Consider the following 25443-nt stretch of genomic DNA (forward strand, 5'->3'; position numbering starts at 1 on the left):
TTTTCTATGACAAAATAACCATAATGAATTCTGTTTTTGATTAAAAAGAACTATATATGAAGAATGGGGTGTAAGGTCTTTTTACACTTATTTTTACAGGGAAAAGTAGGTCTAAATGCTTGTTTTCTGCTAAATGTGAAATATCAGTCTCATTTCGACATTATCCATATATATCAAGATGTGTGAGCTATTTTATTAAAAAAATATGAAGAATTTGCAACCATGTTTAATCCCTATAAGCAAACATTTTTAATTCCTTTTTAAGAAAATAGAACTACCCGGAGAAAAAGGAGATGTTTGTGTGCAGGGACCTATAGCCATTTTTAGCGATAACCACAGGGCTATTGATTATCCCAACGTGATTTATTTTTACGAATATATACAGTGCGAGGATCAGGAGGCCACTTCAGTCTATGAAGACGCATGCTGCTGCCTGATTGATTACAGGGAGCCTGGACAGGCTGTACGGGTAGCGAATCAGATCCGTAGTCGCTTTCCGCAGATGCCGCTGTTACTGGTGACGGATGTATCGCATCCGTTCAGTGATCAGCATATGGTGCAGATTACCGGAATAGGCCGTTTGCGCCTGCTTTTTTGGCAAGCCAATGACAACGAAGAGATGCTTTCCGAAATTCAAAGCTTGCTCTATCCCGAGTATTCGGCCAAAAGCCGGCATATTGCCTTCATCTTGTCTGTATATAACGAGGAGCAGCGTTTTGTTCATGTCAAGAAGTTTGCTGAACGGCTGCAAGCCTTTATCCGCAGTCATATTGTGGAGGGCTCTATTTATCTCATTGATGATGGCAGTCATGATGGGACGAATGCCTTGATCAAAGCGCTGGAGGCGGCGACAGACCTGTCCGTGAACCGGATTAATCAGAATCTGAGTCCGCTGCTTCAAACCAGGGAACTGGGACGCAATACCCGCAAGGCAGGAACGTATCTGGAAGGGATGCGCACCATCGGCGCGGATTACTACGTATTTGTGGATGCGGACGATTCCTTTTTTATTGAGGATATTGCCAGAATGATTAATGTCGTTCAGCAGGGCTACTATGATGTGGTGATTGGAACCAAGGACATGACAGCTGAAAACCGTTCCTTATTACGATCTGTAGTCAGTTTCGGCAAACGTGTCATTTCCCGGCCCTTTTTACCGACAGGCGTGGTGGATTCCCAGACAGGGCTTAAAGTGATGAGCTCGGTCGCTGTGAAGCGTATGTTCCCGCATTTGAAGGAACAGCTCGGGCTGGCGCTGGATCTGGAAATGATGTTTATCGCCAAGCGGCTCCAGCTTCGGGTGCTGCAATTACCAGTCAAATGTATTGACCGGGACGGATCGCACATCCATGTCTGGAAGGATTCCATTCGTTTTTTGCGCTCCATCATTGATATTTGGCGACTGGATCGGCGGGTGAGATAAGCAAGTGACAAACCGCCTGCGAACGTTGATGTTTCCTTTATTTAATGTGCTGCTGAACGGCTTTAATTTTTTCTTCCATATTGCAGCGAGCTGGTATCTTACCGGACAAGCTTATGGTCAGGCGAATGCGCTGCTGGCCCTCTTTGCACTTTTGTCCGTTTTGGGCCTGTCCATTCAGCTATTAACAGCCAAGCTGGTCTCCAAGGGAGACAAGAAGCTTCCATTGCGCAGCTTGCCACTTGGTTCCCTATTGCTAAAAGCACCACTGTTGCTAACCGTGCTTGCCATAGTCATTTTGCTGGCGTTTCATCCGCTGCTGCGCTCGCTATTAGGCGTGGAGTCTGGCCCGCTGTTCATGCTGTATGGCTTGGTAGGGTTGCATATTCTCGTCAGCTCGTGCCGTGGAGATCTACAGGGCAGGGAACGCATGCTGGCGCTGAATGTGAACTATTACTTGGAGGTTTTAGGAAAGCTGAGCCTGTTTTTTATACTGGCTGCGTCAGGGCTGAAGCTGGAGGCTTTGCTGCTGGCAAGCTGTGGGGGGATGCTGCTGTCGCTGCTTCACGGCTGGGCTGTTTCGGTTCGGGGCTTATCCTTACTCGGTCACACTAAGGAACGTATACCTTCCGGGCTATGGAAATCACTAGGCCAGGATTTTACGGATAGTCTTATTACGAATTTATTTATTTTGTTCTGCATCTCCATTGACATGCTGTATGTGCAGCATTACTTTCCCGAACAGGCCAGTGGCTATGCGATTGCGCTGAAATACAGCCAGTTGGTCTATTACGTGTCGTACAGCCTGATTGCCGCCTTTATTCCAAAGCTCGGTGCGCAGGGTCATGATCGCCAAGCCCTGGGCAAGCTGGTTGCCGTCTATGCCGGATTAATGGCTGTTGCAGCTATCTGTGTATATGTGGGCACCACCTTTGTATTCCCGCCCTCTATTCCCGTACTATTCGGGTCTTCATACCAGTCGGCAGAAGCCTATATTCCGCTGGGAGGATGGGTGTATTGGCTGTTTTCTATCGTGCTGTTCTTTGTTCATGTGCATGTGCTGGTGGGCAGACGCAAATTTATGTTCGGGCTGCTGGCTGGAGCTGCGACTTTATTGGCAGCCTTTCATATTGCACATCAAAACCCGTATGACTTTCTGCTATCTGAATTGATTGTTTACGGCGCCATGTCTCTCTATTTTGTGGTAGATGCCTATGTATATTTGTTCAAAATAAAGATAAGGGGGGATTCAACCCGTGAATACAATACCTGAACAGGATGGTAAAACCGTAGTTCTGTTGCTCTCCTGGCGTGACATTCGTTCGCCTAAAAGCGGGGGAGCCGAAATTTTCACCCACGAAATGCTCAAACGCTCACAGCAAGACCGTTTTCAGTTTATTCATTTTTCGCCCAGGCTTGAGGGGATGCCCGAGGAAGAAATCATAGACGGAATTACGTATATCCGAAAAGGAAACATTTATAGCGTCATTTATTATGCCATGCGCTATTATCGCCATCATCGTAAGCATATTGATTATGTGATTAATCAGGCGAACACGCATCAGTTTTTCACCCGTTTCTGGGTGGAGGCGCCCAAGCGAATTTTCTTTATACATCAGCTAACAAGGGAAATATGGTTTGAAAATGCTGGTTTTCCGCTGAACCATATCGGATATCGCCTGGAGCCCTTGATGCTCAAGCTTGCTCGTAAGGATCGGACAATTACCGTATCCCCGTCTACCCGTTATGATCTGCTCAAGCTGGGCTTTCACCCGGATCGTGTTCATCTGTTGCCTGAAGGCATTGAGTTTGAACACTGGCCTCGGGAACAATTCTTAACCAAGGAGTCCAATCCGACCTTTATGTACGCCGGGCGCTTTGTGAAATATAAAGGCATTGATCTGGTGGTTGAAGCTTTTGGAGAGCTTAAGAAAAAATTTCCTCAGGCTATGTTATGGATCGCTGGAAAAACCGATAAAACCTATGTGGCAGAACAATTATTGCCGATTATGAAACGGTATGGATTGACCTACGGAGAACCGGATGAACAGGGACAATCACAAGCGGATATTACCTTTTACGGATTCGTCTCAGAAGAGCATAAGCTGGAACTGATGAGCCGCGCCCACGCGCTCGTTTTCCCTTCCCTGCGTGAAGGCTGGGGCTTGACGATTACCGAAGCAGCGGCTGTGGGGACTCCCAGCATCGTCAGTAATTCACCCGGACTGGTGGACGCGACGGATTTTGGGAAAAGCGGATATCTGTGCTTCCACGGCGACGTCCGGGGATTATCTGAACAAATGGAAAGAGCAGCCAACGGCGGCGAAGACTATATGGCCATGCGTGAGCGGGCGTATCAGTATGCGCTGGGATTTCATTTTGATCATACGGCGGCTGCATTTGAGCAGTTGATGGGAGATTGGGTAAAGGAGGCGGAACAGAGTGGACAAAGTGGTCATTCTCTTCTCCACGTACAACAATGAACGGACGATAGAGCCTTGTTTGCGGAGCTGTATGTGGCAAAATTACAAGGATCTGCATATCGTGATTGCCGATGACGGCTCGGAGGATCAGACGGTGGAGACGATTCGTACGCTAGCTGCAGGGAGTCCAGTACCCGTAACGATATTGGAGCTTCCTCATGGAGAGCGGGGAGTCGCGAGAGTCAAGGCGGTTGAGGAAGCCGGACGTTTGGGTGCCGAATACATACTTGTATTGGATTCCGATATGATTTTAGCCGAGCATTTGATTCAGCAGAGCATCGACTTTTTTGACCATCATCAGGACATCGGCGCATTGGTCGTTCCCGAGGAGGCCTATTCGGAAGCGACCAACTTTTTTTCCAAAGTCAAAGTCTTTGAGCGGAATGTGATTAACAACGCGGGTGACACCTTGGGAAAACGTTCGATTGAAGCAGCACGCTTCTGGCGAATGAGCGCTTATGAATCGACAGGCGGATTTAACGCAGAGCAGATTGCTTTTGAAGAAATACAGCCGACCCTGCGTTATATAGAGTCTGGCGGAGTCATCCGGCGGGCGGTATTTACACGTGTATATCATGATGAAAAACAGGTCTATCTGCGTGATGTATTACGTAAAAAAGCCTATTACTTCTCGGTGATGGATCGTACGATGTCGTCTGAGGAGGGGGGATTGCGGAAGGCGCTGGAACGGTGGTACTTTTTCCGTCCGGTGCTATATACATGGAGCAATCTGAAAAGCTATATTCGTCACCCGCTGCTAACGGCGGGGATGCTGTGGATGTATGCATGCCTGACCGTGATTGGGGCAGCCGCCGTGTTGAAGGGCGGCGCCCGTCACTCAGGCGATCTCGCTAAGGCGGATAAGGCGTAAGGATGAACGTCCCAGGGTCAGCGTATCCAGCGTATACAGGTCGGGATCGGAAGATTCCGACTCATCATACGGTATATACAGTGAGTGTGCAGTTAACTGAATGCCTTCCTGTTCAGGATGACGAAGCGAGCAGCCGACAGGATACAGCTCAGCGAGTGCAACATGTACAGCGGTTACGAAATCTTGCTCATTAAGCAGCACATAAGGTCGGTATGGAGCATTCAGAATACTGTCTAAAAATACCGATAAGTTGGAAGCCGCGTTCTGGTCTGTATACAGGCGGTTTCGGTTGAGCTTGGCTTCATCAAGCGCCTCGTATAGGATTTTTTTCAGTGTGTCATCATCCAGCTCCAGTGGTTTTGTCAAAAAGCGGAATACGCCCACTTGATTAATCGCGGATAAAATGGTCTGCGTATGCAGGTGACCTGACAAAATGATCCGCACGATATGGGGATAATCCTTCTTGATCATGCGAAGGAAGGTAATCCCGTCCAGACCAGGCATAAGCAGATCGGAAACCACGACATCAATCGGGTGCTGCTCCAGCACCTGCAAGGCTTCTTTGGTGGTATGAGCGGTATGTAAGGTGAACCTTTCTTCCGACAATGTCCGTTCAAGCAGGGACAAAACCATAGGGCTGTCGTCAACAAATAGAATGTTTTGGGGTGTCATAAGAACTGCGCAACTCCAATCAGGAAGTAAGAAATGAGGAACTACATGTATAATATCAGCGTTTTGGCATTTTTGAAAGATGTCAATACAGAACGGGCGCTGCGTCTTTTTTGTGAACGGTTCGACTCGGCTGAGCATGCGCTCTGGGAAAAAGGAATGCGTCTGCTTCATCAGTATCATGCTGCACGGCATGCGGGAGTAACCCTGACCGTCTCCAGCGCACTTCAGCATATGGACGATCGTCATGATATTTACATTGTTGATCTGCGCGAGTATAGCGAAGAAGAACTGGATCGTTTATATATTGCAAAAACCTGCGAGTTGCTGCTGCTGACGAACGGGGCAACGGAAACCGCTGCGAGGTTTGCTGCACTCCAGCGCCGGACTCCCCGGCTGCTGTGCGCACGGCTGCCGCTAGTCAGCTACGAGCTGGAGTGTCTGATGCAGGCCATTCTGGGCCGAATTGAACCGAATGGAGGGGACAGGAAAGCATGAAGCGATGGGCGTTGTTGAAACCGGGTTGGCAAAAGCTGATCCTGTACCTGCTTGTTCTGGGCATGACCATGTTTCTGGCCATTGTGCTTCAGTGGTTTATCGTTCGGGAGTTCGGCAGTCAATTGGCAGATATTCAGGACGAGCAGCTCCGGTATGAAGTGCAGGAATTGTCCAGTCGTATATCCGAGCATTACGCGACATGGCAGGCTGAGCTGAATGAGCTTGCATCCGGCCTTGGCAAAAACATACTGAACCAGGGGACGCGTCAGTATACTGATGGCTTAAAGCGTGAAAGCGGGGCATTTTATGTGCTGGATGAACAGTATCGTGTGATCGCAGGACGTGACAACCGTGAGATGAAGAGCGCGGTGCAGCAAATTAAATTGCTGCAAAACGGCTGCGCCGTAAGCCCCTTTGTGACAGAGGATCATCAGCCTGCCCAGTATATCGTATGCAGGATTCAAGGGGCGCAGACGGGCGGATTTATGGTGCGTACCATTGACTCCGGTATGCTCAGCGGCATGATCAAGAATAAACCAGTCAATCAGCATGAGACTTTATTTTATAATGATCAATTCAAGGTTGTAGCTTCCCTCAACACACTGGATATTAATCGGACAGACATTACGGGCGTGACCCGCAGGCTGCTGGAGGGCAATACGGGCGTTGTTGAAGATCAGGGAGTGAAGCACGGAATAGGGTTCAGCCGTATGGGGGAGGAGGCTCTTTACATTTCCGTTAAGGATGTCGATCAGGACACTGCCCAGCGGATCAGCTCTTTTCGCAAAAAGGTGTCGCTGGTCATGGTTGTGCTATTGTTTATGCTGTGGGCCATGCTCGTACAGTTTCGCAAACGGGTCGTGAAGGATGCGCTCGTGAATAATCAGGTGTGGGACCAACGACGGGATGAAGATATGCGTCAGCAGCAGGATACGTATTACTTGCCGTTAATGCAGACGATTGAGCAGCGGCTACAAGAGTTGCAAGAGCAGACTACGCGCCTGACAGGGCGAGACGATTTGAAGCTGTTAGGCTTTTATCATGATCTGGCGAACCGCTTTGAGGCAGCTTCCAGTCAGGGAAAGGGAGCAACTCATGAGGAATTGGAATATTTCCGTGAGCTGAATGAAAATTTCATTCAGGGACGTCTCAAACAGGAATCCTCGCTGGGAGGTCTGCTGACTGGAGTCCGCACCTTGCGTGACGAGCTGGAAGAGAAGATGCACGACAATAGCGGAATCAGTTTCACAGATATGAATGAAGTGTTGTCAGAATCGCTGAAATGGGCGAACCGTTCGTTGAACATGAAGGATATTCAGGTCATCTTGCGGCAAGAGCCTGTTCCGTCCATTGCAGCCCAAGCACCGTTGCTGTACAAGACGATTCAGGGACTGCTGGAAAACGCGGTGCAGGCGATGGGACAAGCGGATGAGCTACCAGAGGATCAGCATCGAAGCCGAACGGGTCTGCGCACCAAGCGGCAGACTAAAGTGCTTAAGGTCAGCTCGCGGCTGGAAGAAGGAGAAATCGTTATTACCATTGAGGATACGGGCGGCGGTATCGATGACAAGATGCGTTGGAGCTATTTCCAGCCGGACTATTCCCAAAACTCGCAAGAGCATACGTTCAGCCTGTATCATATGGATGCCTATCTAAAGACGATCAGTGGCCGCTTAAAGCTGCGTAATACGGATCAAGGCTTGCAGGCAATCGTTCGTTTGAGAAGATAACGGAGAGATAAACCGAAAGATCATCGGAAATTTCAAGAGAGGAGGGGGGCCAGGCATGGTGAGAAAATGGATAATTCGATACCGCTATGATATGGCAGCAATCTTGCTGATGCTGGCTGCGATTGGCGTATATCTTGCGCCTATCTATGGACCAGGGCAAATCGTATTTAGTGATATTGCCTTTGGAGCCACCTCTCATCGGTATCTGGAGGAAATTATGGGGGTATGGAACGAACGGTGGTCTACCTCTACCATGTTCAATGCTCCCCGTATCCTTTATATCTTGCCCTTCTATGGACTTTCGTTGCTATTCGGAGAAAGCGGCCCGGTTTTGCTGAAGTCGTTTATCACGGGTCTGCTGTTTGTTTCGGCATTTTCGATGTATGCCTTTGCCAAGCGGCTGGTCAGTGTATATTATTCACCGAGCTTTACGAAAACTCGCATTTTTGCCATCATGATTGGCGCACTGTTTTATGCACTGAATCCGTGGGTTATATTCCGCATTCAGCATATCTATTTGCTCTGTGGATATAGCTTGTTTCCGTTAATGCTGCGTTTCTTTTTCAGCGCGGTTGATCCCAAATTTCAAATTCAGCAAATTAAAAACTATAATCCTCACAAGCTGTACCAGCGGAACTGGATAGACTTGTTCCTGTTGGCGGCGGTATTTACCGTCAGCGCCGCTGCGATTCATTATTTTTTCTTCGGCATGATTTATTTGGGCTTGTTCACCGTGCTCTTACTGATCAAACTGACCTGGACGCACCGCAAGGCCGGTCGCACCTATTTACAGCCGTTATACGGCAATTTTTTGCGTAAAGGGACCATTTTTGGCGTGTTCTTCGGTCTGCTCAGTTTTTATTGGTTGTCCCTGTATCTCGGCAGTATGGTGATGGACGCTCAGGCGTCGCAGCATAATATCAACGTCGTCGATACCTTGTCCCTGTTCAGTCGTAACAGCAGCTTATACAATGTGGGCTATTTGCTGAGCTATTGGTGGCCTATGTTTTCCTTTTCCTCACTGCCTGCGATGTTTTATGTGGGCGGAGGGTTTTTACTGCTCTTGATTGGCTATGCGATGGTGACGCGCTCACACAAAAATCCGATCATTCTCATCTTTTCGCTGCTTACGTTATTATTTCTCGTCTTAGCCACCGGGACAACCTTTCCGTCCATTGCCAAGTGGTTTGTCATTTTGGTGACGAAGACCCCTGTGATTGGCTCGGTTTTCCGTGATCCCAACAAGTTTATCGGGCTGATTGCCCTTAATTTCGGGGTATTGCTGACCTTCGGCGTGGTTCAGATTATGGAATGGTTCGGCTCATCGCCGCTGCAACGAGTGTATAAAAGGCTGGTGCTGGTCATTGTCGTCCTGTGCCTTGGCGTGTATTTTGCTCCCTTGCGTACCCAATTCATTGAGGGGTATTACAAGCCGGTTCAAGTGCCGGAGGCTTACAGCGAAATGGCTGAAAAGCTGACAGACCCGGACCGCTTCGACAGCAAAGCCTTGTATTTCCCGATTGCCGACAATATGATTCAGAGCTTTAACGGCGTAGCCACGCCTAAATGGAATAAGGGTAAGACAGCAACCGAGAAGGCAACCGGGGATTTTCAGGTGTACTCATCTCCTAAAAATACGATTTTCCATCATGAAGGCAACGACCCCGGGATTACATACTATATGAACTTTCTGGAGTATTTGCTGGACAACGGACTAAGCTCCCGGTTAGGCTGGCTATTCTCCACTTTTGGGGTCAATCAGCTGGTCTACCATGACGAATATGAGGGACAGGAGAAGCGGCAGGATTTCCACCTGTCTCAGCTGGAGGGTCAGACTAGGCTGAAACGCACGTACAAGAACGGGCTTTTTTCCATATTTAATCTGGATCAGCCGCCCCCTTATATGAACATATTAACGAGCAAAATTGTAACACCTTACGGGTTTAGCCGACTGGAGAGCTACAGCCATCTGCCTGGATTCGATTTTAGTCGCTTCGGCGTATTATTCAGTGCGTTAAAGCCTGAGCTAAAAACCATTCAGACGGTCAACAAGGGGGATTATGTGGAAGCGGCCTCCTTTAACGATTTGCTGTTGTCACAGCTTCCGGCAGAGGATTATTTGCGTCCGTTTGATGTCATTGAAGATGGCAACGCCTTTTTAAAATGGTCCAAAACCTTTGCCTCGACCAACGATTGGTTATGGTATTTATCGTCCCAAAATATACGGAATTTCCCGTTTGATATGGAAATGGACGCTGGAATTGCTGTCACCTTTGCCAGTAAGAAGCTGGATGTGGCCCCTTATCAGATGAGCAGCATTGAGGGGAAAACAGTCGTGGATTTTGATTCCATGCTGCGGACCGAAACCTTTTTCAAGCCGGATAATCCGCAGTTGTTCAGCGTGGAGGCTAACCCGCGTGAGGAATTGAATGATGTGCCAACCCTGCACGGCGAGATTATGAAGGGAGACCCGAGTAATATATGGCAGGTCGCCAGATCCGGTTTGCTGGAAGCCAAGGAAAATAACCCGTATCAGTTTCAGATCACCGTCTCTGGACGCGGCACGAACAAGATGCATGTTAAAATGAGATTTTATGATAAGCAGATGCGTGAGCTGGGGGTTAGCTATGTCGTGGCGCCTTCGGAGGGATATGATTTTGACGGTGTAAAATTTTACGGGGAATATGTGTCCCCGCCGGGCAGCTACTGGATGCGAATGGATTTGCTAACCCTGCAACGCCCGCAGCAAAAGAACTACTGGTGGATTCATGATATCCAATTGCGTGATTTGGGACAATATAGTAAGCCTAACGCATTTACGATGCACAAAAAGCTGGAACAGCCGCAAACCTCGCATGTATATGCGAGAGTGTTTATGAATAAGGCAGGCGGGAAGCTGCAAGTTACGCTGCCGGGTGGAGTGGTCGACATCAAGACCCATGATGAAGGCTTGAATCAGTTCCAATGGGTCGACCTGGGGGAGCATGCTTTTCCCAAAGGGGATACCCCGATTACGGTGAATAACCTGCAAGGCTTTAATGCGGTCAATCAATTTGCGATTGTACCTGTAGACCAACTGGATGAGCTATCTTTTCCGGTGGAGCAGGCATTGAAGCGAGGCAAGCTCTTTTTCACTCTGGAGGCTGAGAGCGATTTTAACGCCCAAGGAAATGTACAGTCAGAGCGTGCTCTGCCGAGGCTCAGCATGGGACGGGGAATCAGCTATCAGCAAGGTACATTAAGCAGGGATGTGGAGATCGCCAAAACCGGAACCTATTCCACAGCTATTTTAGCTGATCTACCTGCCGGGTATCATGGGGCATTGACAATGAAGTGGACGAATGAAGAGACAGGCAAGGTACTGACAAGAACGATCCATACAGGTGAATCGTATACGCGGTTGCCCGTTACCTCTTCATCCGAAAAACAGATCATTGAAACGGTGCCGAATCAGGATGGCTTTGCCAAACAAATCATTCAAATTCCTGGTCTGCTGAACGATTATGGACGTATAGAGTTCAAGAATCTGTTTTTAACCAAAGGGAAGTATCGCTTAACGCTGGTGCTGGACAGTCAGGTGCCGTCCATGAGCGGGTATGGAGATATTCATCGGATGGCTGCGCAGGAAGTGGCGGTTATGCCAGAGGATAACACGAAGGAATCTTTAACCAATGATGTAGGCTGCGTGGCGGATATTCAGCCTGGCAAGACGAGTCTGTCATCAGGCGGCGAGGGGTTGTCCATTCGTTACGCACCGAGCTATTCATGTGATTGGAATATATATGCGTCGAAGAAGATGAAGGCTGAGCCGCTACAAGAGTATGCCGTACAACTGGATGCGCGGTCAGAACAAATTGGAAGTCGGCATATGAAGGTTATTTTTTTGAATAAAGCCTCCCAAATCCTCCAGACCTCTTATATTAACGAGGTGGAGGAGCGAGATAAGGAGCAATGGAATCATTATGATCAGATTGTGAAGGCTCCGGCAGGTAGCGTCTTTATGCAGTTTCAGATTTTGGCACATGCGCATAAGAAGCAGTCAGGCTTATTTCAAATGAAGAATTATTCCATCATCCCTTATCAGGCGATGATTACAGTGGATCAGCTTACGCTGTTTGAGGGGACGGATATGGAAACCTTTTTTACGGCTCCCCATGCTTCAGAAAGTATTCGGGCTTCTCGTGAAAATTCCATGGAACGCAGCTTTACGCTGTATAATCCGACGCATCAGCAGGTGTTGATTCGGGAAACCGAGTCGCCCAATCCACTGTGGGAATTCAGACTGGGAAGTGAAACCCAGCGTGCCCGTCTGTCGGTGAACGGAGTGACTACCGGATTTATAACCAGTGGCAGCGGAAGCGGCAAGGTCGTCATTATTCTGGCTTCCGCCTACCGTTTTGGCTGGATCCTGTTCATACTTGGGATACTTGGTGGAGCGGCTTGTTTTCTTCCTTATCGGCGATGGAAAAAACGAAAGATTCCATAGAAGGAAGTTACCATGATGCAATTCAGTAGCCATTAGAAGGCACGGCTACATCTCGTATTTGTACCCCCGGCCCCAGACGGTACGGATGTGCTGAGGATTTTTGGGGTCACGTTCGATTTTTTTGCGGAGACTGGAGATATGTACGTCAATCGTGCGATCTAGATAGGCACCGTCTCCGCCTTTAATCCGATCCATCAGCTCGCTGCGGGTAAAGACTTTCCCCGGATAGCAGGATAGCTCTTTTATAATGGAAAATTCAATTTGAGTCACTTCAACCTCCCGGTCATCGACCAACAGGCTGCGACGGTAATCATTCACCCAGACCCGCACTTTTTTGAGTTTTTTGGTTATGGCTTGGGACTCGGCAGGTATGTTGCGGCCAGAGCGGCGCAGTAAGGCTTTGATACGAGCATTTAGCTCTCTCAGGTTGAATGGCTTGCATAAAAAATCGTCCGCTCCGTCATCCAATGCTTTAATTCTTATATTCAAAAGGGTATTGTTGGAGATCACCAGCACAGGAACCGTCGTATATTGACGGAGTTGGCCGATTAGCGCGCATTCGACCATACCGGAAAACATAAGATCGGTCACAATAATATCAGGCTTAAAACGCATAAGTGTCGGAAGTGCTTGTTTGGAATCGTAAATAAGTTCGGTATGATAACCTTCTTCCTGAAGATGAAGGGCGATCATATCTGCCAAACTTTTTTCATCTTCAATGATAAGTATTTTAATGGACATGACTGACAGCTCCTGTACAAACAAGTATACAAATACATGATGTAATCATGCATAAATTGCGATTTATGCATACTTATGTAATCGGCAGATTTATGAAAAACGAACAGTGCCAGGTGGCATGTATTTATTAATTTAGAGGAAGAAGGTTGCATAAATGCGTATGATTTTATTATCTGGAGGTTCTGGTAAACGTCTCTGGCCTTTGTCCAATGAGAGTCGCCCCAAGCAGTTTCTTACGATTCTGCGTCATGACGAACGACCTGAAAGTATGCTGCAACGGATTTGGCGGCAGTTATCTGAAGCAAATTTGGCAGGGGAGGCCTATTTTTCAACGAGTGGAACTCAAGCTGAGCTGATCCGTGGGCAAATTGGGGCGGACGCTGTGGTAATTGAGGAGCCAACCCGGCGGGATACATTTCCGGCCATTTCCTTGGCTGCGGCCTACTTACATGACCAGGCAGGTGCGTCGCGCGACGAGATTGTAGGGGTCATGCCGGTGGACGGATATGCGGGGGATGAGTTTTTCGAGCATTTACGCAGGCTTCCATCTATATTGGAGCAATCCGGGAGTGACATCGCACTCATGGGAGCTGTTCCAACGGAGCCTTCTGACAAATATGGCTATATTGTTCCTTCGTCATCTCCCTCCCCCAATCAGCCGTATCTCAGGGTTAGCTCATTTGTGGAAAAGCCGGATCTGATTCGTTCGGAGGCGCTGATCCGGGAAGGAGCACTATGGAATTGCGGTGTGTTCGCTTTCAGGCTTGGTTTTTTATTGGACATGCTGGAGCAAAAGGGTCTATCATCGAACTATGAATCTCTTTCGACAAATTATGCGGAATTACCCAAAACAAGCTTCGATATTGCGGTGGTGGAACAGACCCGTCAGCTTTCGGTGCTTCCGTATCATGGGGAGTGGAGGGATTTAGGAACGTGGGATTCGCTGGTGCGGGAAAGGAGCTCGGAGCTGAGCGGCCCGGGCTATATTTCGGAAGCTTCTCATGATTCGCATATTATCAATGAACTGGAGATTCCAGTTAGCATATGGAATGTCCCGGACATCATCGTCGTTGCCGGACCGGATGGTGTGCTGGTGACCGATCGACAGTCGTCCACAGGGATTAAGGATATGGTGACGGAAATTGAGATTGGCCCTCGCTTTGAGGAGCGTTTTTGGGGGAAACAAACGGTGTTGTCCCACCAACAAGCGACCAGCGGCTTACAGACAGTCACCAAACGGGTAGTCATCTCTGCTGGAAGATTTATCAGTTATCATGAGCATCAGTTCCGTAAAGAGGTTTGGACTATTGTGTCCGGGGTGGGAAGCGTCTGTATCGATGGAATAATGCAAACGGTCAACCCCGGTGAGGTTATCGTCGTAGAGTCGGGTACGAAGCATTATATAGGTGCTGTCGAGGGGGATTTGGAGTTCATCGAATCTCAAATTGGGCATATTGTGTCAGAAACCGATATTATTAGATACGAATTTCCCGACTCCATTTAACACTAGATATCGTATGAAGTAAATCTATAATAATAGGACCCAGCCGGTACAGACGATGCTATCATAAGGTAGTGAAGGCGAGTTAGGAACTGTTTTTCTTCAAAACCTTAAATCATCTGAAAATTCCCCAAAAAGGTATCCATGCGGTGAACGCGTGAATACCTTTTTCTGCATGTAAGCTTGTCCGTAAGACACGGTATAGGACGATGCTTATAAAATCAGTTTCTTGGAAATCAGCCACTCTTTTACCACATCCGTACTGAGATCTCTTTCAGGTGTCCATTCCACTTTATCTACCAGCTTGCCATGTCTGAATTCCGCAATGGTGGGGGTGTACTTTACATTGTATTCCTCTTTGAATTTATTCCATTCTGGCTTGTTCTTATGAATTTTGTGAACATTCAAAAAAGTGATTTTGGAGCCCAAATTGTATTGCTCGATCATCTTGTTAAAGTTAGGCTCAAAGCGGTTGCAGTCACCACAGCTGGGTCTGCCGACATAAACAAACACACTTTGGTCCTGCTGGATCATCTTCTTAAAACCCTCAATTGTAACCGCATTCAAGTGATCGTATATTTCGGGATAATTGCTTTTACTCGCTTGAATCTCTTTGTCTTTCTGCTGAACAACCTGCTCGAGATCCTGAAACTTGAACACAGCCGAAATAGCGATAGCAATGACGAGCAGCACAATCACGCTTAAACCGATAATATATCCTTTTTTCACAGAAATCCTCCTTTATTTAACAGTCTTATACACACCATAAACGATATTTCCATTTTTAGCTGTAATACTTGTCTCATTTTTACTTTTTTTCTACGAATCATGACATAAACATAAAAAAGGATATATTTGTAAAGTGCTTGGCTGAGGGCGAATATAAGCTGCTGTGGAAGGAACGCAAAAGAAGCTCCCCGCAAGGGAAGCTTCTTTTATACGTGAGGTAATGTTACTGTGTTAATTCATGATTAGATAACTACTGTCATCAAGTAGTCTTCACGTTTCACTTCAGATTCTGCTGTTTTCAGAACATCCAGGTACTTAGCAGAATTCGTCACAATGATCGGCGTAGCCGTCGGGTAACCTGCGGCTTTAATTTGCTCAATGTCAAATTCGAGCAGCAGTTGTCCTTGAGTAACGATGTCGCCTTCTTTTACGCGCTTGTCAAAAAATTGTCCTTTCAGCTTCACTGTATTCACGCCAACGTGGATCAAAATTTCTGCTCCGTCATTGGAAGTAATACCGATAGCATGTCCGGTCGGAAATACCGTCGTAATTGTTCCGTTTACAGGAGAAGTCAGTACGCCCTCTGTAGGTTCAATCAGAATTCCTTTACCCATAGCCCCTGAGGCAAAAGCGACATCAGAAGATTCTTCGAGTGGCAACACTTTACCTTGCAGCGGACTTACGAGAATTTCCTTCTCAATCACAGTTTCTTTCTTCTCAGGTGTTGGTGCTGCTTTGACAGTTTCTTCTTTTGGATCATCAAAGCCCAATACCATAACTAGCACCATTGCAAGTACAAAGGCAACGAGCAAGCCGATGACAAGCCACAAGAATCCAGCACCAAAATAAGTAGGCAATGCCAACAAACTAGGCAGGGAGAAGGATTTTGCAGTCGCTCCGCCGGAAGCGATAATAGCCCCGCCAATACCACCGGAAATACAAGCATAAATAAATGGCTTTTTCAATTTCAAAGTTACGCCATAAATCGTTGGTTCTGTAATCCCAAAAACAGCCGCCAGCGTAGAGGAACCTGCCAAAGCCTTCATTTGAGTATTTCGGGATTTCAGGAATACGCCCAATGTTGCACCAGCCTGAGAAAGTACGGCTGCTGTAAGCATCGGAAGCATCGTGTCATAACCCAATGTTGCAATATTCGACAGCATGACCGGAACGAAGCCCCAATGCACGCCGAAAATAACAAACACTTGCCAGAATGCCCCGGCAACAGCACCAGCGACCAGTGGGCTTAAATTGTATACCCAGGTAAAGCCGTTCGCCAAGCCTTGACTGATCATGTTACCTATTGGACCAAAGGCCAGGAATGTCAACGGAATAACGACCAGCAAAACCAGCATCGGAACGATAATATTTTTCACCGACTGATGGATAAAGGAATTGAACCAGCGTTCCACATAGGACTGAACCCAGACTGCGAGAATAATTGGAATAACACTGGAACTGTAATTAATCAGAATGATCGGAATACCCAGAAACGCCAATCTTTCCGGGTTGCTTACCGCTGCTATAACCGCCGGATAGACCAGAGCTCCGGCGATTGCCACCGATACAAAGGTGTTTGTCTTAAATTTACGGGATGATGTAACAGCCAGAAATACTGGCAGGAAATAAAATACGCTGTCCGAAGCAGCGCTTAGGATCAGATACGTACCGCTTTTATCATTAATCCAATGGAGTGACAAAATTAATGCCAGAATCCCTTTGAGCAAACCGGCTCCGGCAAGAGCGCCCAAGAGAGGCGAAAAAATGCTGGAAATGACATCGACGGCTTTACCAAGAAAGTTAGTTTTTTCGGAAGACTCTTCCTTTTTCTCACCTGCATTTTCGGCATCCTGCAAATTCGTTTCTGCCATCATATGCTCAAATACTTGACCTACATTGTTGCCGACGACAACTTGAAACTGGCCGCTGCTTTCAACCACCGTAATGACACCGGGCGTTGCTTCCAATGCAGCTTTGTCTGCTTTTGTACGATCATTTAATTTAAATCTCAAGCGTGTAGCGCAATGGAATACCGAATTGACATTCTCTTCGCCGCCAACGAGGGTTACTATTTTTCTGGATAGCTCTTTATCGCTCATGTTCAGAACTCCTTATGGGTTATTCTTGTTATGGATAGGACTTTCTGTTTACTTCATGTTGCTAAGATGCGCCGGCGTGCATCTTTTTAACCTTGTAAACAAGAAAAACCTAAACTCGTGGTAAAAACAACGCACCCTCTCCATAGAGGAAACGCCGATTTCACCATCAGTTTAGGTTTTGCCTGCCTTACCAGTCACAATCCATGAACGATGAAGGTATGAAGTTTTTAGACAGATTTATGATTCGACTTGTTACTTGGCAATGTTATTCCGCAATATTATTTCGCTCGGTCACTCGATGAATATGAATGGTCAGATATACATATTCGTCCTTGCTTAAATATTGATCGTATGTTTTTTCCAGATATTCATTGATCTTTTGCGCACAAGCGAAAGCTTCGGTATATGTCTGCTTTACCTGGTTGTACAAAAATTCTTCGCCGCTGTGAATGACCTCTTTACGAATCACCCGCATCGCAAAATATTGCAAATGCGTCAAAAATCTCGAATAGCTAAAAGAGGACTCGTCCAGCACAATACCGTAATGATACGTAATAATATTCAGTATATGTTGAACAATCTCGGTCATTTTCAGCGTAGACTTCATTTCGTTACCGTCGACCCGAGCATTCACCATATGCAATGCGATAAAGCCCGCTTCGTCTTCGCCCAGCTTCACACCAAGCGTATTTTCAATTTTTTGCAGAGCATCCAGCCCAACCTCAAATTCTTTCTTGTAAAAGCGCTTAATCTCATACAGCATCGCGTTTTGGAGCGCGAGCCCCTTCTCTTGCCGCTGTATCGCAAAATGAATATGATCGGTCAGCGTTAAATAAATATTATCGCTTAATTCCGTATCCAGCACTTCCGTTGCATGGGTTACGATTTCATTCACGACCTCCAGATGAGATACGGGAATATCGTTTAGCAGCTCGGTAAGCTTGGCCGTGAACTCGTTTTCATTTAACATGAAAATCTTATCTATTTTATCATCATCGACTTGGTCCCCAGCCACCTTTTTGAAGGAAATGCCTCTTCCCATCACGATGACCTCTTTGCCTTTGTCGTTTTTAGTCAACAGGACGTTGTTATTGAGCACCTTCTCAATAATCATTGAAGTTCCCCCTCCCATCCTTTACCAATAAAAAATGCCTAAGCACAATTCAACACTATTGTTAGCAATAGCACTCAATTGAACTCAGGCATTGCCCGCATCACCGGTCACAATCCTTTATATAGTGCTATTGTAGCACAAAAAAAAGCGATTTCAACATATTTTATTCTTATTCGACAAAAAACATTATAAACACAGGTCCTTTCGCCTAGCCCCTCAGTTAAGCGTTACTCTATGTAGTCGTGCGCTCAATGAGGCTGTATTGCAGGGGTTGCAGCTCCATTTGGCGACCTACGAGCTGAGGGGAAAGCATGTAAAAGGCATTTTGCGCCTGAGCCTCGATTGGATTCTGAACGGTTGTAATGCCCATCGTATGCGAGAGCTCCGTGTTATCAAACCCGACGATCGCCAGATCTTCCGGCACGCTCAGCAGTTGTCTGCGTGCTTCGCAGAGAATACCAACCGCCACATAATCGTTGGAGCACAGAATAGCCTGTGGGAATTCGTCCCGATACTGTAACAAATCGCGCACCACCTGCTCACCATCACGGATGTTATAGATGGAAGATTGATTCCAATGCTGCAATACAGGAAGATTATGCTGCTCCATGATATACGCATAGGCTCGTTGTCTGCTGTGGGTGTTGATGCTGCTTGGGCGGCCAAAGGCATTGGCTATACGAGTATAGCCTTTTTGTATCAAGTGTTTTAGCGCCAGCATGTATCCTTCGTACTGGTCCATGGCGACGGAGCGAATATCGGTATGATCCATTCGTTGCCACGACACGATCGGGCCATACTTGCAATAAGTGCTTAACAAATCGGTATCATTTACACAGGAAATGATGACCAGCGCATCAATTCTTTTTCTTTTCAGATCTTCGAAGGCCTGAAGCTCTTTCTTCTTGTCTTCTCCCGAAGTATAAATTATCGTTTGAAATTCGTACTGGCCCGCCACCTCTACAAAGCTATTCAGAAATGCGAGAACAATTTCATTAATGGTTGAAGTGATGATGCCAATTTGAAGGGTCTGACCCTTGGATAAGGAAATGGCGTTCCGGTTGGGAACGTAATCCAGCTCCTGCATGATTTTTAAAATCTTACTTCTCGTCTCCCGGCTCACATGGGGGGACTTGTTTAACACTCTGGATACCGTAGCTTTGGAAAAGCCCGCCAGTTTGGCAATTTGATCAAGATTCGACATGCTGCTTCTCCTCACATATGAAAATTATTTGACATGAAACGCGTTACAACGTTTAGGATGCTTATGAGGGCATTACGTCTATTTTATAGCATCTGTCGATGCATTTCAAAAAAACGTTCCTCATGTTGTGGTATTATTCTGGCAATACTTGCGATATCGTAAAGCTAAGCCTTTAGGAAACGAGGGGATTTGCGAAATGACGATTCAAATTGCATATTTAGGATTTGGCAAAAGTACAACCAGATATCATCTGCCCTATGTTCAGATCAGGGACGCCTTTCAAGTATCGAGAGTGTTCACACGCCAAGTGAGGGAGGATATGGAAACGGCCTACCCCGACATTCAGTTCTCGGATCAAATTACGGACGTTCTGGGCGACCCGGAAATATCACTCGTCGTTGTATGTACGCCTTCCTCTACGCATTATGAATATGCAAAATTGGCTCTATCCCATGGCAAGCATGTGCTGGTGGAAAAGCCTTTTTGTGAAAACCTTGAGCAAGCGCAAGAACTGATCCAATTCGCCAAGGAAAATAATCTCATCATCATGCCTTATCAAAACCGGAGGTTTGACAGCGATTATCTGGCGTTCAAGGAAGCACTCCATTCCGGAAAGCTGGGAGACATCGTCGAAATTGAATCCCATTACGATTATTTCCGTCCCAATGCCAGTATGCCCGGCGGCAATCCTGTTAACGGAATGTACTATGGACTCGGTGTTCATACGCTGGACAGGCTCATCGCCTTATTTGGCAGACCGGAGCAAGTCGGATATGACATCAAGTCTATCCGTACTCCTCATGGCGCTGATGATTACAATGAAACTATATTATATTACCCGGACAAAAAAGTGATTGTAAAAACTTCTCTTGTGGTGTGCCTGCCTTACCCGCAGTTCACTATTCACGGCACGAAGGGCAGCTTTGTCAAATGGGGAGATGATCAGCAGGAAACCTGGCTGAAAGCCGGCAAGACCCCGGATGCGGAAGGTTTCGGACTGGATAATCCCGCTTCCTATGGCAAACTTAAATACGTTCCGCCCGGAAGTAGTGAAGCTATCGAGGAAACACTTCCTACGCCAATAGGAGATTATGGACAATTGTATGACTCGTTGTACGAGTCCATTGTGCACGGAACACCCAAGCTGGTTAAGGACGAGGATATTTTGCTGACAATCGAAATATTGGAAAGCGGCTTTAAGCAGCCTTCCCCGTCAATCGTTGATTTCCGGCGATAGGCTCGCCATCAAGAAAGGAAGTTACGCCATATGAAGCTCGGAATGATTGGAACTGGATGGATCAGCACAGAATGGGTTAAAGCCGTGAAGGAAGCTGGCGGCTGGGAAATTACAGCACTCTTTGTTCGAAATAAGGACAAAGGCGCAGCTTTTGCCGCCGGGTGTCAGCTTGAAAACATTACGCTGTATGACAGTTTGGAAGAGATGGCTCAATCCGATATTGATGCCATTTATATTGCTACGCCCAATTCCTTGCACATGCTGCAAGCGCGTCTTTTTTTGGAGCATGGCAAACATGCGATTGTCGAAAAACCGATCAGCCTGACAGAACAGGAATTGCGAGAAGCTTACGAGTTGGCTGACCGAAATGGTTGCTACCTGCTGGAAGCGGTTCGTCATATCCATGAGCCTAATTTTTTGCGCCTTAAGGACAACTTGAAGCGCGTGGGCAATATCCAGGGTGGCACCTTGTACTCCATGCAATTTTCCTCCCGGTATGATCAGTTGCTTTCAGGAGATACTCCTAATATCTTTTCTCTGTCTTATGGCGGGGGTGCATTAATGGATCTGGGTGTGTATTCGCTGTATTTTGCCATTGATTTGCTTGGAGCCCCTACATCAGGCTTGTACCGTGCCAAAAAGCATGAGAATGGCGTGGATTTGGGCGGCCCGATCCTACTGTCGTATCCCGATTTTACACTGGTGATCCAACTGGCCAAAAATGCTGTAACCACCAACCGTGTTGAAATTTACGGGGACCAGGCCACTATGATCTCCAGTGGTGTCTCTGGTATCACGGACGTATCGGTTCTGGATGTCCGTACTCAGGAAACAGATACTGTAAGTACTCCTGAAACTCATCATTTCATGTTTTACGAGGCTCAGGAATTTTATCGGATCATTGCCGAAAAGGACAAAGACCGCTACGAAGAATTGAAGTCATTGAGCATTGAGGTTCAGAAGATCAGCAATGAACTACGCCATCAAAATGGCATTTATTTTGAAGATGGACAAAAATAACTAAAGAAGGAGGGGATGTATTATAAGTTCTAGTAGCTGCCAACCCATGTGAAGTTGCTTACAACGAGGATGGCAAAGGCTGGTCCATTCAGGTCGTTATGGAATACTCTACAAGTGTTTAACATATCCAATAAGAAAAGAGGCTCTCATACTATGACTAAGATATTAAAAGGATTTCCGAAAAATTTTCTGTGGGGCGGGGCAACCGCAGCTAACCAATTGGAAGGCGCTTTTGACGTAGATGGAAAAGGATTGTCCAGTGCGGACGTGATTGCTTATGTACCCAAAGCAGAGCGCACAAACGATCATGCTATAGAGATTTCGTCCGAGCGACTCGAAGACATTTTGTCTGGTAAGATAAATGCCCGTTTTCCAAAGCGCGAAGGTGTGGACTTTTTCCATCATTACAAAGAAGATATCGCATTATTTGCGGAAATGGGCTTTAAGGTTTTCCGCATGTCCATTAACTGGTCGCGGATTTTCCCGAATGGTGATGATGCGGAGCCGAATGAAGCAGGACTGCAATTTTACGATAATGTATTTGACGAGCTGCGCAAGTACGGGATAGAGCCACTGGTGACATTGTCCCATTACGAAACACCGCTAGGTCTGACACAGAGATATAATGGCTGGCTCGGTCGTGAAGTGATACAACACTACGTCAATTATGCCGAAACTGTGTTTACACGTTATAAGGATAAAGTGAAATACTGGCTGACTTTTAATGAGATCAATGTGATGACGATGAGTCCGTTCACAGGTGGCGGTGTGGTCATTGACCGTGTAGATAACAAGCAACAAGCGATCTATCAAGCCCTGCATCACCAGTTTGTGGCGAGCGCATTGGCGACAAAACGAGGCCATGAGATTATTCCAGGCTCTCAAATCGGCTGTATGCTGGCTCGTATGGAAAGCTATGCACATACGTGTAACCCGGAGGACGTGCTGAAAAGTCAGCATGAAAACCAGATGAATCTGTTCTTTACGGATGTACATGCCCGTGGGGAATATTCAAATTATATGAACCGTTATTTTGAAGAAAATAATATTGTTTTGCACACAGAACCCGGCGATGCCGAAATTCTGAAAAACAACACGGTCGATTACATCTCATTCAGCTATTACATGACCTTGACTGTCTCTGCAGGTCCGGAAGGCGAGAAGGCAGCGGGTAACCTGATTGGCGGCGTGAAAAATCCATATTTGCAATCCTCTGACTGGGGCTGGCAGATTGATCCGATCGGCCTGCGTGTTACGCTGAACACATTATATGACCGCTATCAAAAGCCGCTGTTCATCGTGGAAAACGGCTTGGGTGCATATGACAAGGTGGAAGAAGACGGCTCCATTCACGACACGTATCGCATTGATTATTTGCGCCAGCATATCGCTCAAATGAAGGAAGCGATTGCGGACGGTGTGGATCTGATCGGTTACACTAGCTGGGGACCTATCGACCTTGTGAGCATGTCTACTTCCGAAATGTCCAAGCGCTACGGATTTATTTATGTTGATCTGGACGATGACGGTAACGGAACACTGAAGCGCTCCAAGAAGGATTCGTTTGACTGGTACAAAAATGTAATTGCCACTAACGGCGAAGAACTGTAATCCAAGCTAACTGAATATAACCCGATATGGTCTGGGGGCGGGTGCGGCGGAGAACATCATGAGGATGAATCTGGCTGCGCCCGCCCTTATTTTATAGGCTCATCTTAAGATAACCAAACGACTTCACAAATTTTTCACTTGTAAAAAGCTGAAAGTTTTCTGTATAATAAAAAACAATTTCATATGTCTGGTTGATGTTTGCGGGAGATGGAACGTAAGTTCCGACCGAAGGGGCAAAACTCTCAGGTGCTTGGGCTGATTACAGCAACAAGCGGGACCGTAAACGGACAGAACTCTGGAGAGACCCTTAATTGGGCGCCGAAGGTGCACCGCAGATATCATCTGCTTAAACTCTCAGGCAAAAGGACAGAGACGCGAATAACCTGTGACAGGGGATGCCCTAGGCTTTTTTATGAGCTGTTAGTGGCTGAATCCTGCACAAGATGGTTGTATTTTTTCGTGCCTTTAACCTCTCCAGGAGTCGAATCAGCGGATTTGACTCTTTTTTGTTTTTTAATATGCTGGAGGAGCGGGTTGAAATGAATTTGGTACATGTGTTAGAAGCGATTAGCAGTTGGATATGGGGGGCCCCACTGATCATTCTCGTTATGGGAACAGGTCTGTGGCTGACCATACGTTTAAAAATGTTGCAGGTTTTTCGCCTGCCTCTGGCGATCAAGCTGATCGGCAAGGCTCCAAATGAAGGTAGCGGGGATGTCAGCAGCTTTGCGGCCCTGAGTACGGCGCTGGCGGCTACAGTAGGTACAGGAAGTATTGTCGGCGTCGCGACAGCGATTAAGCTGGGGGGACCGGGCGCCCTGTTCTGGATGGTTGTTGCAGCCTTTTTCGGGATGGCGACGAAATATGCGGAAGGTGTGCTTGCAGTAAAATACCGGGTGAAGGATCGGAATGGACAATTTTCCGGCGGCCCTATGTATTATATTGAAAAAGGGCTTGGACGCCGCTTTAAACCGTTGGCGATGCTGTTTGCTTTTTCCGGGATGCTGGTAGCGCTGTTCGGGATTGGAACATTTCCTCAGGTCAAAGCGATTGTATCCTCAACCGAAAACAGCTTCGGTGTTCCGCCAATTGTAACGGCATTGATTATTGCTACCCTTACGGGACTCGTTACCATTGGAGGGCTCAAGAGCATTGCCAAGGTATCGACCAAAGTAGTCCCCTTCAAAACAGGCTTGTACGTGTTGATCTGTATGATCGTACTGATTCGGTTCGCCGATCAGATTCCTGCCGCACTCGCGCTTGTGCTGCATTCGGCATTTTCCACGACGTCTGCGACGGGTGGATTTGCCGGGGCTACGATTATGCTGGCGATGCGCAGCGGGGTAGCCAGAGGGATTTTTGCCAATGAGGCCGGATTGGGAAGCGCACCGATTGCAGCCGCAGCCGCCAAAACCAAATGGCCTGCGGAGCAAGGGTTGATTTCCATGACAGGTGTGTTTATAGATACGATGATTATTTGCGTGATGACCGGGCTGACGCTGCTGGTTAGCGGCGTATGGAGCGGTCCTACCGATGCGGGCTTGATGACGCAGCAAGCTTTCTCCAGCGCATTCCCGCTTGGTGCGGAACTGCTCACAATCATTCTGATTATGTTCGCGTTCACCACGATGCTTGGCTGGAACTACTATGGAGAACGCTGTGTTGAATATTTGCTGGGTGTCAAATGGATTAAGCCGTACCGTTATCTGTTCATTGCGCTGGTTGCCGGAGGCGCGTTTATTAAGCTGGATGCGATCTGGTTGCTGGCAGATATCTTTAACGCCATGATGGCCTTCCCGAACTTGATTGCACTGCTCGGCTTGTCGGGAATTGTAGTTGCAGAAACCCGTACCTATATGGATTCCTTGTATCCTGACAAGAAAAAGGGAATACTTGCAGGTGCCAGTGCAGGAGCAGCCATAGAAATAGAAGAAAAAGGACAAACAGTCAGCTCGTAAAGTCCGATATATCCGGATTTAAGAATATTGACTCTGCAAGATCATTTGCCAGGATAACGAAAGGGAGTGTCC

The 25443-nt window shown here is 47.1% G+C and carries 18 protein-coding genes and 2 riboswitches; of the genes, 12 read left to right on the forward strand and 6 right to left on the reverse strand.

Annotation, left to right across the window (positions count from 1 at the left end; genetic code table 11):
* Positions 1-301 precede the first annotated feature (301 nt).
* The 4 genes from ABH897_RS18660 to ABH897_RS18675 are packed head-to-tail and all read left to right on the forward strand — an operon-like array spanning position 302 to position 4774.
* Positions 302-1423, forward strand: coding sequence for a glycosyltransferase family 2 protein (locus ABH897_RS18660; RefSeq protein WP_283653040.1), 1122 nt, complete (start codon positions 302-304; stop codon positions 1421-1423).
* A 4-nt stretch (positions 1424-1427) separates the two neighbouring features.
* On the forward strand, positions 1428-2693 hold the full coding sequence (locus ABH897_RS18665) for an MATE family efflux transporter (protein ID WP_404592541.1): 1266 nt from the start codon (positions 1428-1430) through the stop codon (positions 2691-2693).
* Positions 2677-3903, forward strand: coding sequence for a glycosyltransferase family 4 protein (locus ABH897_RS18670; protein ID WP_283653038.1), 1227 nt, complete (start codon positions 2677-2679; stop codon positions 3901-3903). Before ABH897_RS18665 ends, ABH897_RS18670 begins: the two co-directional genes overlap by 17 nt.
* Positions 3863-4774: a glycosyltransferase family A protein gene (locus ABH897_RS18675; protein ID WP_283653037.1), complete on the forward strand. Its 912-nt coding sequence runs from the start codon at positions 3863-3865 to the stop codon at positions 4772-4774. Before ABH897_RS18670 ends, ABH897_RS18675 begins: the two co-directional genes overlap by 41 nt.
* On the opposite strand, the gene ABH897_RS18680 is transcribed toward ABH897_RS18675, so the two are convergent.
* Complete coding sequence (locus ABH897_RS18680; RefSeq protein ID WP_283653036.1) at positions 4742-5446, reverse strand: response regulator; 705 nt, start codon at positions 5444-5446, stop codon at positions 4742-4744. The genes ABH897_RS18675 and ABH897_RS18680 overlap by 33 nt on opposite strands.
* 45 nt (positions 5447-5491) lie before the next feature.
* On the opposite strand from ABH897_RS18680, the gene ABH897_RS18685 reads away from it, so the two are divergent.
* From ABH897_RS18685 to ABH897_RS18695, 3 genes are read left to right on the forward strand one after another with little or no spacing between them, the layout of a single operon-like run.
* Complete coding sequence (locus ABH897_RS18685; RefSeq protein ID WP_404519628.1) at positions 5492-5941, forward strand: hypothetical protein; 450 nt, start codon at positions 5492-5494, stop codon at positions 5939-5941.
* A complete protein-coding gene (locus tag ABH897_RS18690; RefSeq protein ID WP_404519629.1) occupies positions 5938-7671 on the forward strand; it encodes an ATP-binding protein in 1734 nt (577 codons plus the stop codon). The genes ABH897_RS18685 and ABH897_RS18690 overlap by 4 nt, the downstream gene beginning before the upstream one ends.
* A 58-nt stretch (positions 7672-7729) precedes the next feature.
* Positions 7730-12157 (forward strand): hypothetical protein, encoded by a 4428-nt coding sequence (locus ABH897_RS18695; RefSeq protein WP_404592559.1) that lies wholly within the window; start codon positions 7730-7732, stop codon positions 12155-12157.
* A 45-nt stretch (positions 12158-12202) separates the two neighbouring features.
* Here the strand turns inward: ABH897_RS18695 and ABH897_RS18700 are convergent, their stop codons facing one another.
* Positions 12203-12898: a response regulator transcription factor gene (locus ABH897_RS18700; protein ID WP_283653033.1), complete on the reverse strand. Its 696-nt coding sequence runs from the start codon at positions 12896-12898 to the stop codon at positions 12203-12205.
* Between the two features lie 154 nt (positions 12899-13052).
* On the opposite strand from ABH897_RS18700, the gene ABH897_RS18705 reads away from it, so the two are divergent.
* Complete coding sequence (locus ABH897_RS18705; protein WP_283653032.1) at positions 13053-14402, forward strand: sugar phosphate nucleotidyltransferase; 1350 nt, start codon at positions 13053-13055, stop codon at positions 14400-14402.
* A 210-nt stretch (positions 14403-14612) separates the two neighbouring features.
* Here the strand turns inward: ABH897_RS18705 and ABH897_RS18710 are convergent, their stop codons facing one another.
* From ABH897_RS18710 to ABH897_RS18725, 4 genes are all read right to left on the reverse strand, one after another.
* Positions 14613-15128, reverse strand: coding sequence for a thioredoxin family protein (locus tag ABH897_RS18710; RefSeq protein ID WP_283653031.1), 516 nt, complete (start codon positions 15126-15128; stop codon positions 14613-14615).
* 242 nt (positions 15129-15370) lie between these two features.
* On the reverse strand, positions 15371-17227 hold the full coding sequence (locus ABH897_RS18715; protein ID WP_044645625.1) for a beta-glucoside-specific PTS transporter subunit IIABC: 1857 nt from the start codon (positions 17225-17227) through the stop codon (positions 15371-15373).
* Between the two features lie 265 nt (positions 17228-17492).
* Entirely contained in the window at positions 17493-18341 is an 849-nt protein-coding gene (gene licT / locus ABH897_RS18720) for a BglG family transcription antiterminator LicT (protein ID WP_404592542.1), read from the reverse strand.
* Positions 18342-18573: 232 nt separating this feature from the next.
* Positions 18574-19545 (reverse strand): LacI family DNA-binding transcriptional regulator, encoded by a 972-nt coding sequence (locus ABH897_RS18725; protein ID WP_404519633.1) that lies wholly within the window; start codon positions 19543-19545, stop codon positions 18574-18576.
* A gap of 196 nt (positions 19546-19741) precedes the next feature.
* On the opposite strand from ABH897_RS18725, the gene ABH897_RS18730 reads away from it, so the two are divergent.
* From ABH897_RS18730 to ABH897_RS18745, 4 genes are all read left to right on the forward strand, one after another.
* Positions 19742-20782: an oxidoreductase gene (locus tag ABH897_RS18730; protein ID WP_283653030.1), complete on the forward strand. Its 1041-nt coding sequence runs from the start codon at positions 19742-19744 to the stop codon at positions 20780-20782.
* 30 nt (positions 20783-20812) lie between these two features.
* On the forward strand, positions 20813-21802 hold the full coding sequence (locus tag ABH897_RS18735; RefSeq protein WP_283653029.1) for a Gfo/Idh/MocA family protein: 990 nt from the start codon (positions 20813-20815) through the stop codon (positions 21800-21802).
* A gap of 153 nt (positions 21803-21955) precedes the next feature.
* The gene (locus ABH897_RS18740) at positions 21956-23413 is read left to right on the forward strand and encodes a glycoside hydrolase family 1 protein (protein ID WP_404519635.1); all 1458 of its coding nucleotides are present in this window, start codon (positions 21956-21958) and stop codon (positions 23411-23413) included.
* 191 nt (positions 23414-23604) lie between these two features.
* Positions 23605-23681: riboswitch (glycine riboswitch) on the forward strand.
* Positions 23682-23698: 17 nt separating this feature from the next.
* Positions 23699-23793: riboswitch (glycine riboswitch) on the forward strand.
* Between the two features lie 159 nt (positions 23794-23952).
* The gene (locus ABH897_RS18745; RefSeq protein ID WP_404592543.1) at positions 23953-25371 is read left to right on the forward strand and encodes an alanine/glycine:cation symporter family protein; all 1419 of its coding nucleotides are present in this window, start codon (positions 23953-23955) and stop codon (positions 25369-25371) included.
* The last annotated feature ends 72 nt before the right edge of the window (positions 25372-25443 follow it).

The sequence above is a fragment of the Paenibacillus sp. RC73 genome (genome assembly GCF_044908085.1).
GTDB classification, from domain to species: domain Bacteria; phylum Bacillota; class Bacilli; order Paenibacillales; family Paenibacillaceae; genus Paenibacillus; species Paenibacillus terrae_A.

Excerpts from the sequence above, each read along its gene's own strand:
- ABH897_RS18725 (WP_404519633.1), bottom strand. The coding sequence starts at position 19,545 with ATGTCGAATCTTGATCAAATTGCCAAACTGGCGGGCTTTTCCAAAGCT.
- ABH897_RS18745 (WP_404592543.1), top strand. The coding sequence starts at position 23,953 with ATGAATTTGGTACATGTGTTAGAAGCGATTAGCAGTTGGATATGGGGG.
- ABH897_RS18740 (WP_404519635.1), top strand. The coding sequence starts at position 21,956 with ATGACTAAGATATTAAAAGGATTTCCGAAAAATTTTCTGTGGGGCGGG.
- ABH897_RS18705 (WP_283653032.1), top strand. The coding sequence starts at position 13,053 with ATGCGTATGATTTTATTATCTGGAGGTTCTGGTAAACGTCTCTGGCCT.
- ABH897_RS18735 (WP_283653029.1), top strand. The coding sequence starts at position 20,813 with ATGAAGCTCGGAATGATTGGAACTGGATGGATCAGCACAGAATGGGTT.
- ABH897_RS18685 (WP_404519628.1), top strand. The coding sequence starts at position 5,492 with ATGTATAATATCAGCGTTTTGGCATTTTTGAAAGATGTCAATACAGAA.
- ABH897_RS18715 (WP_044645625.1), bottom strand. The coding sequence starts at position 17,227 with ATGAGCGATAAAGAGCTATCCAGAAAAATAGTAACCCTCGTTGGCGGC.
- ABH897_RS18730 (WP_283653030.1), top strand. The coding sequence starts at position 19,742 with ATGACGATTCAAATTGCATATTTAGGATTTGGCAAAAGTACAACCAGA.
- ABH897_RS18700 (WP_283653033.1), bottom strand. The coding sequence starts at position 12,898 with ATGTCCATTAAAATACTTATCATTGAAGATGAAAAAAGTTTGGCAGAT.
- licT (WP_404592542.1), bottom strand. The coding sequence starts at position 18,341 with ATGATTATTGAGAAGGTGCTCAATAACAACGTCCTGTTGACTAAAAAC.
- ABH897_RS18680 (WP_283653036.1), bottom strand. The coding sequence starts at position 5,446 with ATGACACCCCAAAACATTCTATTTGTTGACGACAGCCCTATGGTTTTG.
- ABH897_RS18690 (WP_404519629.1), top strand. The coding sequence starts at position 5,938 with ATGAAGCGATGGGCGTTGTTGAAACCGGGTTGGCAAAAGCTGATCCTG.